At 62.8% G+C, this 12,051-nt stretch carries 10 protein-coding genes; 2 read left to right on the forward strand and 8 right to left on the reverse strand.

Features of this window, described 5'->3' with window-relative positions:
* Positions 1-8: 8 nt before the first annotated feature.
* From RS897_RS30000 to RS897_RS30015, 4 genes are all read right to left on the reverse strand, one after another.
* On the reverse strand, positions 9-662 hold the full coding sequence (locus tag RS897_RS30000; RefSeq protein WP_315832317.1) for a CvpA family protein: 654 nt from the start codon (positions 660-662) through the stop codon (positions 9-11).
* A 215-nt stretch (positions 663-877) separates the two neighbouring features.
* Positions 878-2,326: a DNA repair protein RadA gene (gene radA / locus RS897_RS30005; RefSeq protein WP_315832318.1), complete on the reverse strand. Its 1,449-nt coding sequence runs from the start codon at positions 2,324-2,326 to the stop codon at positions 878-880.
* A gap of 19 nt (positions 2,327-2,345) precedes the next feature.
* Positions 2,346-3,077: a sulfite exporter TauE/SafE family protein gene (locus RS897_RS30010; RefSeq protein WP_315832319.1), complete on the reverse strand. Its 732-nt coding sequence runs from the start codon at positions 3,075-3,077 to the stop codon at positions 2,346-2,348.
* Between the two features lie 101 nt (positions 3,078-3,178).
* Positions 3,179-4,261: a 3-deoxy-7-phosphoheptulonate synthase gene (locus tag RS897_RS30015; RefSeq protein ID WP_315832320.1), complete on the reverse strand. Its 1,083-nt coding sequence runs from the start codon at positions 4,259-4,261 to the stop codon at positions 3,179-3,181.
* A 369-nt stretch (positions 4,262-4,630) separates the two neighbouring features.
* Here RS897_RS30015 and RS897_RS30020 point away from each other — a divergent pair, with 369 nt between their 5' ends.
* The gene (locus tag RS897_RS30020; protein WP_315832321.1) at positions 4,631-5,707 is read left to right on the forward strand and encodes an NHL repeat-containing protein; all 1,077 of its coding nucleotides are present in this window, start codon (positions 4,631-4,633) and stop codon (positions 5,705-5,707) included.
* Between the two features lie 37 nt (positions 5,708-5,744).
* Here RS897_RS30020 and alr read toward each other — a convergent pair whose 3' ends face one another.
* From alr to RS897_RS30035, 3 genes are all read right to left on the reverse strand, one after another.
* Positions 5,745-6,926 carry an alanine racemase gene (gene alr, locus RS897_RS30025; RefSeq protein ID WP_315832322.1) on the reverse strand — a complete coding sequence of 394 codons (1,182 nt, stop codon included), beginning with the start codon at positions 6,924-6,926 and terminating at the stop codon, positions 5,745-5,747.
* Between the two features lie 150 nt (positions 6,927-7,076).
* Positions 7,077-8,570: a replicative DNA helicase gene (locus tag RS897_RS30030; protein WP_315832323.1), complete on the reverse strand. Its 1,494-nt coding sequence runs from the start codon at positions 8,568-8,570 to the stop codon at positions 7,077-7,079.
* Between the two features lie 181 nt (positions 8,571-8,751).
* Entirely contained in the window at positions 8,752-10,002 is a 1,251-nt protein-coding gene (locus RS897_RS30035) for a cyclopropane fatty acid synthase (protein WP_315832324.1), read from the reverse strand.
* A 335-nt stretch (positions 10,003-10,337) separates the two neighbouring features.
* On the opposite strand from RS897_RS30035, the gene RS897_RS30040 reads away from it, so the two are divergent.
* Positions 10,338-11,300: a hypothetical protein gene (locus RS897_RS30040; RefSeq protein ID WP_315832325.1), complete on the forward strand. Its 963-nt coding sequence runs from the start codon at positions 10,338-10,340 to the stop codon at positions 11,298-11,300.
* 150 nt (positions 11,301-11,450) lie between these two features.
* Here RS897_RS30040 and rplI read toward each other — a convergent pair whose 3' ends face one another.
* On the reverse strand, positions 11,451-12,044 hold the full coding sequence (rplI, locus tag RS897_RS30045; RefSeq protein ID WP_315832326.1) for a 50S ribosomal protein L9: 594 nt from the start codon (positions 12,042-12,044) through the stop codon (positions 11,451-11,453).
* Between the last annotated feature and the right edge of the window lie 7 nt (positions 12,045-12,051).

The raw sequence follows: 12,051 nt of genomic DNA on the forward strand, positions 1-12,051 counted from the left end.
TGCTGGACCTAGCGTCCAGCAGCTTTGCCGTCGATTAACTGTTTGAGCCCGTCGCGGGCAGATTTCGCGTAGCCACCGTCTGCTGCACCGGTGGACTTCGGGTCCGATTTGGGATCGGGAGCAGCATCGGTCTGCTGATCGTCGTCCGTTTTCTTCTTGAACCTCTTCAAGATGGTGTTTTCAGGGTCATCCGGCAAGAGCGACTTTACCCATTCCCCAGCGCCCTCCAGGACCGTCCGTGACTTTGCTGACCGGACCCAGTCCGGCTGCTGCTTTTCGGGAACCAGCCATGCGAAAAACAGGAACGCCACCACGATAATCAACAGGCCGCGAGCCAGACCGAACAGGAAGCCGAGGGTGCGGTCCAGGGCGCCGATTCGCGAATCCAGGATCATGTCGGAGATGCGGACCGTGATGATCGACACCACGATCAGGGTGCCTATGAACACGCCGGCGATCACGGCAATGGTCGCGACCGTATCGTTATTGAAATAGGTCTTGGCGGTGGGGAGCAGCTTGTTGAAGGTGTAGAGCGTGGTCACGGCAGCCGCGCCCCAGGCTGCGATGGAGAGGATTTCGCGCATGAAACCGCGAATCATCGCCAGCAGGCCCGACAACAGCATCACGGCGAGCACAATAATATCGAGAAGCGTTATCGGCATCGGCTGGTCAGGTCCGCTCTTCCATTCATCGTCAGCGAATCGGCTCCATGATCCCCATCAGGAGACGGCGATATGGCATGCCCCGCAAGGCCGGGGAACCATCCCGGGCGCGCGATCCCAAGCATTTCGATCGAATGACGTTAATCGATCGTATTGGGGCGGCGTCCGTCCGCGCGGGTTGTATAGCCGCGTCGAACGCCAGCGTCATCCGTGGTCTATCCCTCGTCGCGGCGGAATTTGGCCGGTGTGGCATTTTTCCCAGCCGCTCCCGCGGGGCGCGGGGTGCCGCGGGACGCAATATCCGCGACCAGGCTGGTCAACGATCCGACCGCGTTCAGGATCAAGCCGGCATCATTGCCGTTAGCCTCGCCACGGCCGGTTTCCGGCACCACGGCGCGGCCGAAGCCCAGTTTGGCGGCTTCTTTTAGGCGGGCGGAGGCCTGGGCGACCGGCCGTACCGCGCCGGAGAGCGAAATCTCGCCGAAATAAACAGCGTCCGTTGGCAGCGGCGCATTGGCCAACGAGGACACCAGGGCGGCGGCTGCGGCGAGATCGGCGGCAGGTTCCTGGATCCGCAGTCCGCCGGCGACATTGAGGTAGACGTCATAGCCGCCAAGCTTGACCCCGCAATGGGCCTCCAGCACCGCGAGCACCATGGAGAGCCGGCTCTGGTCCCAGCCGACCACGGCGCGGCGTGGGGTGCCGAGCGAGGTCGGCGCCACCAGCGCCTGCAATTCCACCAGCACCGGCCGGGTACCCTCGATGCCCGCGAATACCGCAGTGCCCGGGCTGCCGAGATCGCGCTCCGACAGGAACAATTCAGACGGGTTGATCACCTCGCGCAGACCGAGCCCAGTCATCTCGAACACACCGATTTCGTCGGTCGGTCCAAAGCGATTTTTGACGGCGCGCAGGATGCGAAACTGCTGCGAGCCCTCGCCCTCGAACGACAGCACCGCATCGACCATGTGTTCGACCACGCGGGGGCCCGCGATCTGGCCATCCTTGGTGACATGGCCGACCAGGATCAGCGCGGCGCCGGATTTCTTCGCAAATCGAATCAGCGCCTGCGCCGACGCGCGGACCTGGGTCACAGTACCGGGCGCGGATTCCACAGTGTCGGTCCACATGGTCTGGATCGAATCGATCACGACAAGTCGGGGTGTTGCGCCCTCCGACAGCGTCGCGATAATGTCCTCGACCGAAGTCTCGGCCGCGAGCTGCACCGGCGCATCCGCAAGCTCCAGCCGTGCGGCGCGTAGCCGTACCTGGGCAACAGCTTCTTCGCCCGAGATATAGACCGAGCGATGGCCGGCGCGCGCCATCAGACTGGAGGCCTGGGTCAACAGCGTCGATTTGCCGATCCCGGGATCGCCGCCGACCAGCAACACCGAGCCGCGCACAAAACCGCCGCCGGTGACGCGATCGAGTTCGGTCAGGCCGGAGGGCAGGCGGGGGGCGTCGCGACTTTCGCCGGTCAGGCTTTCCAGCGCAAAGGCACGGCCCTTGCGCTTGGGGCGAATGCTGGCCGGCATGGTGGTGACGCCGGTAGTGTCCTCCTCGACCAGTGTGTTCCACTCGCCGCACGACTCGCACTTGCCCTGCCAGCGGTTGTAGGCCGTGCCGCAGTTCTGGCAGACGAAAGAGAGCGTGTTCTTGGCCATCGGGGAGCAGGACTCGAAGTTAGGCGTGTGTCGCGTTCCATAGCATGGAAAGGCCGGACAGGATCATCAAACCGTCCATCACCAGCTGGAACGATCCCGGGTCTATTTTCAGCACGAAGCGTTTTGCGATGAACGCGCCAGCCATCAGCGAGGAGCCCGCGATCAGGCCCTTCACCAGCGTATCGGTCGGCAGCGCGCCGAAGCGCTGGAAGGTCAGCGTCTTGCTGACATAGATCACGAGAGAACTCGCGGCTTCGGTGGCGAGGAAAGGCCCCTTCGCAAGGCCGTAAGCGAGAAACAGCGGCACGCTCAATGGTCCGGTGGAGACCACGATCCCGGTCAGGTAGCCGATGATCGCTCCGCCAATGGCCAGATGAATCAGCGACGCCTTGAGCTCGTGCCGCGCCATCCAGTGCCGCACCGGGACCATTGCGATCAGGAACAGTCCGATGCTGATATCGACAAGATGCGAGGGCAGCACCAGCAACGTCCGCGCCCCCAGAACGGCCGCAGGAATCGCCGGCAGCGCATAGGCCGCGCAAGCGCGCCAGTCGACGTCTCGCCACCACGCCAGAATGCGCGAGAGATTGGCCATGATGGCGGCGACCGCCATGATCGGCACCGCTTCCTTCGGTCCGAATTCGTAGACGAGCACCGGCACCAGCATGATCGACGAGCCGGTGCCGACAATGCCGCTGATGGTGCCGGCCACAAGGCCGACTGCCAGCACGAACAGGAAAGCGAGGAGCATGGCCGATCGTGATGTGATGGAGAGCTAGTGGCTGCAGAAAATCGTCAACGCGGCTGATTCTCAAGCAGAGAACCGCCGCGTCAACCGATCGGTGCCCGGCCTCAGGCTCCGACCTTCACCGCATTGCGATTGGCGATCCGGCGCTGCTCGATGGCAATGGCCAGCCGCTTCAGCACCACGACGGTTTCATCCCAATCGATACAGCCGTCGGTGATGCTCTGGCCGTAGGTGAGGGGTTTACCATCTTCCTGGTCCTGACGTCCCGCGACGAGATTGCTCTCGATCATCACGCCGATGATGCGGTTGTCGCCGGCCGCGACTTGTTCGGCGATGTCTTCGACCACCAGCGTTTGCCGCTCCGGTTTCTTGGAGCTGTTGGCGTGGCTGGCGTCGATCATCACCAGCGGTGCGAGACCGGACTTGGCGATCTCCGTGCAGGCTGCAGCAACGCTCTCCGCACCATAGTTCGGTGTCTTGCCGCCGCGCAGGATGACGTGGCAGTCCCCGTTGCCCGTTGTCGAAGCGATGGCTGAGCGGCCATCCTTGGTCACCGCCATGAAATGATGCGGCTGCGAGGCCGACTTCACGGCGTCCACCGCAATACGGACATTGCCGTCGGTGCCGTTCTTGAATCCGACGGGGCAACTCAGGCCGGATGCGAGTTCGCGATGGATCTGGCTTTCCGTGGTGCGTGCTCCGATCGCGCCCCAGGCGACGAGGTCGGCGATGTATTGCGGCGTCGTCATGTCGAGGAATTCGCAGGCTGCCGGCAGACCGAGGTTGTTGATATCGAGCAGCACCTTGCGGGCGACGCGCAGGCCCTTGTCGATCTGGAAGCTGCCGTCGAGATCGGGGTCGTTGATGAGACCCTTCCAGCCCACCGTGGTGCGCGGCTTCTCGAAATAGACCCGCATGATGATGTCGAGCGAGGAACCGAGGCTTTGGCGCAGCTCGACCAGGCGCGATGCGTAGTCGAGCGCGGCTGCGGGATCATGGATCGAACAGGGACCAACCACGACCGCGAGACGATCGTCGTGTCCCTGCAGGATGGCGTGGAAGGCATTGCGGGCGTCGGACACCACGCGGGTGGCCTCCAGCGTGCGCGGATGCTCGTGCACGACCTCCGCCGGGGTGGTCAGTGCCTTGATTTCACGAATGCGAAGATCGTCGGTGGTGCTTAACATGGCCTGGGTTCCCTTGATGGGTTTCCCGGCTGACGGCACAAAAAAACCGCCAGTCGGACTGGCGGTTGTTCGGGACTTGATTTGCTTCAATCTTCAGATCGAGCGCACCCCTACCTCCGCCAGCAGCCTGGGAAAGCTAAAATACCAATAAAAGCTGGGGGCGGATGCGAAGGTCATGGCGTGCATATAGTCGCGCGGTGGCCGTTTGTCACGGGTCTTTTGCGCCTCGTGCGGGGATTGCGTGCGAGCGTGACCGGGGCGCCACGCCGGGCGTTCCCGCGGCGGCTGCAATAGCTTAGGCTGACTGGATTAACAACGACCGCGCGGCACGGCCTTGGCCGGCTCAGCGCGGCAAAGGGAGTGATATCGATGAGATGGATTGCCACGTTGTCCGGGCTGCTGTTCGTAACCACGGCCTATGCGGCCGATGTGCCGAAATTCAAGGTCGACCCGTTCTGGCCGAAACCGCTTCCCAACAACTGGATCATGGGGCAGGCCGCCGGTGTCGCGGTGGACGGACAGGACCACATCTGGGTGGTGCAGCGTCCGCGCACGCTGACGGATGACGAGAAGGCGGCCTCGCTCAAGCCGCCAACCAGCAAGTGCTGCGTGGCCGCGCCGCCGGTGATGGAGTTCGACCAGGACGGCAACCTGCTGAAGGCCTGGGGCGGGAAGGGCGATGGTTATGACTGGCCTGAAAACGAGCACGGCATCTACATCGACGCGAAGGGATTTGTCTGGCTGGCCGGCAATGGTGCGCGCGATGGGCAGATCCTCAAATTTACCAAAGACGGCAAGTTCGTGATGCAGATCGGCAAGCTCGGTGATCAGACCAACAGTGTGGACACTGCGAGGCTTGGCAAGCCGGCGAACATCACGGTCGACGCCGCGGCAAACGAACTCTACGTCGCCGACGGGTATTACAACCACCGTGTCATCGTGTTCGATGCAGACACCGGTGCGTTCAAACGGATGTGGGGCGCCTACGGCAAGCCGCCGACCGATGAGAAAGTGCCCGCTTACGATCCCGCGGCTGCGCCCTCGCAGCAGTTCGGCAACCCGGTGCATTGCGTGCGCATCGCCAAGGACGGCCTGGTCTATGTCTGCGACCGCATGAACGATCGCATCCAGGTATTCCGCAAGGACGGCACGTTCGTGAAGGAGATGTTCGTCGAGAAGAATACGCTCGCCAACGGATCGGTCTGGGATCTGGAGATCTGGAATGATGCCAACCAGACCTTCCTGATCAATGCCGATGGCGCCAACAACGAGGTACGGACGTTGCTGCGCGACAATGGCGAGATCGTCGGGCGTTTCGGCCGCAATGGCCGCATGGCGGGCGAGTTCCACTGGGTGCACAATCTGGCGATGGACTCCAAGGGCAATCTCTTCACCACGGAGGTCGATACCGGCAAGCGCGCGCAGAAATTTGTGGTTCAGCCCTGAAGGGCCGATGATGATTGCGTGATTTATCGCGGTGGCGTTAGGCCTTGCCGCCGCGATAGACCCGCGCGTAGCGTCGGCCAAGGCTGGTCAGCACCTCATAGCCGATGGTGCCAGCGTGATGGGCGAGTTCGTCGACAGTGACGCCTTCGCCGATCAGCGTGACGAGATGGCCGCGGCGTACGGCATTGGGCGGCAGTTCCGTAATGTCGATCGCGATCAGGTCCATGGAAATCCGGCCGGCAACCGGGCAGCGCTGGCCGGCGACCACAGCCTCCGCGCTACGCACGCCGTCGACGCCGCCTGCGGCACGGAAATAGCCATCGGCATAACCTGCCGCAACAATGGCCAGCCGGGTGGGGCGGCGCGCGGTCCAGGTTGCGCCGTATCCCACCGTGTCGCCGCGCTCGACATTGCGAACCTGCACGATGCGGGCTTTGAGATTGACGACCGGTTGCATAGGGTTGTCGGCTTCCGGCGTCGGATTGACGCCGTAGAGGGCGGCCCCCGGACGCACCAAGTCGAACTGGAATTGCGGTCCGAGAAAAACACCGGAGGAATTGGCCAGCGATGCCGGGATGCCGGAAAACGCATGGGCGATTTCCCGAAAAGCCGCGATCTGCCGGGCGTTCATCGGGTGGCCGAGCGTCTCCGCGCAGGCGAGATGGCTGATCACCAGCGTGAAGCCGTGGCTGCCGCCCTGAATGCGCGGCAACAATCCCTGCGCTTCGGTCATGCTGAGGCCAAGCCGGTTCATACCGGTGTCGACGTGGATCGCGGCGCCGCCGGCCCAGCCGGTGCGGCGGCAGAACGCATCCCATTCCGCGAGTTCAGCGAGATCACCAATCACCGGACGTGCGTCAATGTCGGCAAACACCTCGGCCGTGCCCACCAGGCAGCCGTCCAGCACATAGATCGCTGCCGATTTCGTTGCTGCGCGCGCCGCGCGAGCTTCATTCAGCGTGGCGACGAAGAAGGTCTTGCAACCTGCCGATGCCAGTGCGGTCACCACGGCGGGGAGGCCGCAGCCATAAGCATCCGCCTTCACCACGCCAGCGCATTCCGCCGGGATCGAACGGCTCTCCAGCTTGCGCCAGTTGGCGACCAGGGCATCCAGGTCGATAGTCAGGATGCCCGTCAAAGCGGACAGCGACACGCTATCGACGCTCTCGAGTGCGATACTTCGGTGTGAAGCGGTGGAGGGGAGGTCGGGCGCGTTCATCGGGCTGATGTATCCTGGCGCGAACACGTCGAACAATGACGCGCCGCAACCGCCGGAGCATACGCGTACGGACGCCGCGGTTCAACCGCAGGCGACTATCGTGTGTTGTTCGACTGCTGCGGCAAGTCGTCTGATTGCCGCGCCAGCTCGCTATTCGCGCGTGGGAATATAGCCGTCCTGAGCCAAATCGCCGAACTTGGTGATGTTGGCGTCGAAATGCAGTTCCACGCTCCCGGTCGGGCCGTGGCGCTGCTTGCCAATGATGACTTCAGCCTTGCCATGAGCCAGATCCATTTCGACCTGCCACTTCTCGTACTCCGGCGTACCGGGGCGCGGCTCCTTGTTCTGCAGATAGTACTCTTCGCGATACACGAAGATGACGACGTCGGCGTCCTGCTCGATCGAGCCGGATTCACGCAGATCCGACAGTTGCGGACGCTTGTCCTCGCGATTTTCGACCTGACGCGACAACTGCGACAGGGCAATGATCGGAACGCTCAGTTCCTTCGCCAGTGCTTTCAGGTTGGTGGTGATTTCGGTCACCTCCTGCACGCGGTTGTCGGATCGCTTGCCGGAGCCCTGCAGCAGCTGGATATAGTCGATGATCAGCAGATCGAGGCCTTTTTGGCGCTTCAGCCGTCGTGCCCGCGCGGTCAGCTGCGAAATCGAGATGCCGCCGGTTTCGTCGACATAGAACGGCAGGGTCTGCAGTTCGATGGCATGGTCGCGAATGACGTCGAAGTCGGTCTCGGATATGCCACCGCGGCGGATCGAGCTTGATGAAATCCCGGTGACTTCGGAAATGATACGGGTGGCGAGCTGGTCGGCCGACATTTCGCAGGAGAAGAAGCCGACAATGCCGCCATTGACGGTTTTGTGGGTGCCGTCCGGGGCCAACTCGTAACTGTAGGCGCGGGCGACATTGTAGGCGATGTTGGTGGCGAGCGACGTCTTGCCCATGCCGGGGCGGCCGGCGAGAACGATGAGGTCGGAGCGCTGCAGGCCGCCCATCCGGGTGTCGAGATCACGCAGGCCCGTGGAGATGCCCGACAGTTTTCCGTCGCGGTTGTAGGCCGCCGCCGCCATATCGATGGCGATGGTGAGGGCTTGCGAGAACTTCTGGAAGCCGCCGTCATAGCGACCCTGCTCGGCGAGCTCGTAGAGCCTGCGTTCGGCGTCTTCGATCTGGGCGCGCGGCGCGAAGTCGACCGGCGCATCGTAGGCGACGTTCACCATGTCCTCGCCGATGCCGATCAGGTCGCGGCGCAACGCCAGTTCATAGACCGTGCGGCCGTAATCCTGGGCGTTGATGATGGTGGTCGCCTCGGCGGCGAGACGGGCGAGGTACTGCCCAACGGTCATGCCGCCAATGTCGGTGTCGGCCGGAACAAAGGTCTTCAGGGTGACCGGGGTGGCGATCTTGCCGGCGCGCACCAGACTCCCCGCGGTCTCGAAGATCAACTGATGAATCGGCTCGAAGAAGTGTTTGGCTTCAAGGAAGTCCGAGACGCGATAAAATGCATCGTTGTTGACCAGGATCGCGCCGAGAAGGCTCTGTTCCGCCTCGATATTATGCGGAGCCGTCCGGTAGGCCGGCGTTCCGGCGTCAGGCGCCAGTTTCAGAACATTCGAATCAGGGGGCATGGGGCGAGATTAGCCGCTTATGTCGACAAATGCAGGGCGCGTATGAAGCACCCCGCATCGTCGCCGCGAAAGCACCATGTGATCTTATGCCCGATTCCCACACGCAGCGAACAATGACCGCGTTGGCTCAAGCCAACGCTTGACCGTGGCTTGAACCTGATCTTTCAACGGCTTGCGCCGATCATTCGCCGGCGAGCTGCAGTTTCGGTCCCCTGACGCCCTCGACGCCACGCAATCGGGCTTCCTCGCGCGGGATGTAGTCACGGGTCATCGGCACGACGTCCTGCCGCTTGGTGATCTGGATCTGGAAGTTCATGGTGGCCTGCTTGCGGAACGACATTTCCGAAGACGCCAGATAGAATTCCCACATCCGGACAAAGCGGGCATCGTACAGCTGCTCGGCCTCCTCGCGGCGGGCGAGGAAACGTTCGCGCCAGGCTTTGAGCGTTTCCGCATAATGCAGCCGCAGGATTTCGATGTCGGTCACCAGCAATCCGGCTTTCTCGATCGCGGGCAATACCTCCGAGAGCGCGGGGATGTAGCCCCCCGGGAAAATGTACTTGGCGATCCAGGGATTGGTAATGCCCGGTCCTTCGGAGCGGCCGATGGAATGCAGCAACATCACGCCGTCGTCGGCCAGCAGTTCGGCACACCGCTCGAAAAAGCGGTCATAGTAATCGACACCCACATGCTCGAACATGCCGACCGACACGATGCGGTCGAACGGGCCGGGAACATCGCGATAGTCCTGCAGCAGGAATTTGGTCGACTGGGAGAGTTTTTTCTCGGCGGCGCGGGCATTCGACACGCCGAGTTGTTCTTCCGACAGCGTGACGCCGGTCACCTTGGCTCCGGTCATCTCGGCGAGATAGATGCCGAGGCCGCCCCAGCCCGAGCCGATATCCAGCACCCTCTGGCCGCGCGTGATCAGCATTTTGGCTGCAAGATGTCGCTTCTTGGCCAGCTGCGCATCGTCGAGCGTGGTGTCCGGGGTGTCGAAGTAGGCGCAGCTATACTGTTTGTCGGCATCGAGGAAGAGAGAATACAGCCGCCCGTCGAGGTCATAATGATGGGCGATATTGCGTTTCGATCGTCCCCGCGGATTGAACTGCTGCAGATGTCGCAACAGATAGCGGAGCAGCCATTGCAGCTTGGCCCAGCGCGGCAGCATGTCGGGCTGATCGAGGGCGATCGCCAGGAGATCGGCAATCGATCCCCGCTCGACCACGAAGGTCCCGTCCATGTAAATTTCGCCAAAGGCGAGTTCGGGATCGAGGATCAGGCGGCGCTCCGCCTCGGCGGTCAGGAAGCGGACGGCGACCGGCGGTCCGCTATCGTCGCCGCAGGTAAACCGACTGCCATCCGCCGTCGTCACGGTCAGGGAACCGCGTCGGATGAATTTATCTAGAACGAACTTTAGCAAGCTGGTCATTGTCGCCACCCAATGATTCAACCAGCGCAAGCGGGCATTTCAGCTCCCGCGATTGCGCGGAATTAAAGCCTTTCCTCAGTCCCCGGGGTCCTCCAAGGCGATATGTAAGCATGGCTTCCGGGGAAGACCAATGCGTGGGGAACAGGGCGGATAGAACTTGGCAGAGTTTGCAAGTGCTTGCCGGGAGCCTGGCGACCGGGATTTGACCACTGGGGGGTGGGGATCGGGAGCCTGATGATAGCGTGGTTGTGTCAATCGAAGTGCTTCCATTCGCCGGATAATCAGCTAAATCTGTCGGTCGAAACGAAGGTAATTTCCGTATCTGGAGAATTTGAATGTTGGGCCGAGCGCTCAATTTGGCGGCGGCGAGTCTGGTCGGCTGTCTTGTTGCAACCGCCGCTCAGGCGCAGAACCTGGATGCGGGCAAAAGTCCTGGGCAGATCTTCAACAGCAACTGCGCGGCCTGCCATAAGAGTGCGCGCGGACTGCTGAAGACGGTGTCACCGTCGTCCCTGTCCGGCTTCCTGCGCCAGCACTACACGACCGGCAGCGACATGGCGCAGATGCTGAGCGGCTACCTGATGGCGAATGGCGCGACAGCGGCTGATTCGCGCCAGGGTGGTGCCAGGCGAGGGCGGCCGGAGGCAGGCACGAACCTGCGCCCGGATGCACCGATCGGCAGTGCTGCCCCCGAAGGCGATCGGGCCAGGGAGCAGGCTCAACGGCCCGACTCGGGGCCGGCCGGCCGCAGACAGCGCCAAAACCCGGACGCTGCCGTGCAGCCTGATGGCACCCAGGTGTCTGGCGCACCGGCTGAACCGGCCGGGATGAAGGCCAAGCAGAAGCTCGCCAAAAAGAATCGGAAGGGCGAGCCGCCCAAGACCGAAACCAAGACCGAGCCGGCGGCAACCGAGCCAACCCCTGACGTCGCTGCCAAGCCCGAGGCTGCCCCGGAGGCAGCAACGAGTGCTGCCGTCAAGGACGTCGCGAAAGAGCGGGCCATTGATGCCGCGGTCCCGGTCCCCGAGCCGGTCGATCTGCCGCCACCGACGGCGGCCGACATCAAACCGTCGGCGGTCGAGGCCCCCAAAGCATCCGCAGACAAAGCTCCCGCGGACAAGGGGCCAACGGAGAAGGCCGATACCGAGAAGGCCGGAACCGAGAAGAGCGGTGCCGAAAAAGCAGCCGCCGATCCCCCTAAACCGCCACCGCCTGCATCCCCGCCGGCCCATGGCGCACCGCCATCGGCTTCGGCGTCGGCTGTGGGAGGTCCACCGGCGCCGCCTATTTCTCAGTAAGACCTCCATTGTCACGGCCATTGGTCATGCTGCCTGAGTGCAGTGCTCGGCCGGGCGCGTTGATACGGAAGAACAATCCAAAAGAAAAACCCGGCCTGCTCCAGCAGGCCGGGTTTTCGCGTTTAATAATTTGGTCGTGTCTTTGACCGCTTACTTCTCGGTCTCGGCAACCGGCTCGTCGTCGTGCTGAGCTTCCGGATCGAAGAACTCGCCGGCGGCGGCCAGCGCTTCGGCAGCAGCGTCCTGGTCTTCCTTGCGGCTGTTGACGTCTTCGCCGCGGTTGATGCGATCGGCTTCATCGGCGCTGCGGGCCACCGTCACGGTGACGCCGGCTTCGACTTCCGGATGCACGGCAATCGCAACCTTATGCTGGCCGATGACCTTGATCGGCGCATCGAGCAGGACCTGCGAGCGGTTGATGCTGACGCTATCGGCGGCGAACGCCGCGATGATGTCGCGCACCGACACCGAGCCGAACAGCTGGCCGGTTTCAGAGGCCTGGCGCAGGATGACGACGTTCTTGCCGTTGATCTTCTCGGCCACCGTGGTGGCTTCGCCCTTGGCTTCAAGATTGCGAGCCTCGAGGTCGGCCTTCATGCCCTCGAACTTCTCGCGGTTGTCCTTGGTGGCGCGCAGCGCCTTGCCGCGCGGCAGCAGGAAATTGCGGGCGAACCCGTCCTTGACGCGAACCACTTCGCCCATCTGGCCGAGTTTGGCGACGCGCTCCAAAAGAATGACTTCCATGTTGTAA

This window comes from Bradyrhizobium prioriisuperbiae (assembly GCF_032397745.1).
In the GTDB taxonomy this organism is placed as follows: domain Bacteria; phylum Pseudomonadota; class Alphaproteobacteria; order Rhizobiales; family Xanthobacteraceae; genus Bradyrhizobium_A; species Bradyrhizobium_A prioriisuperbiae.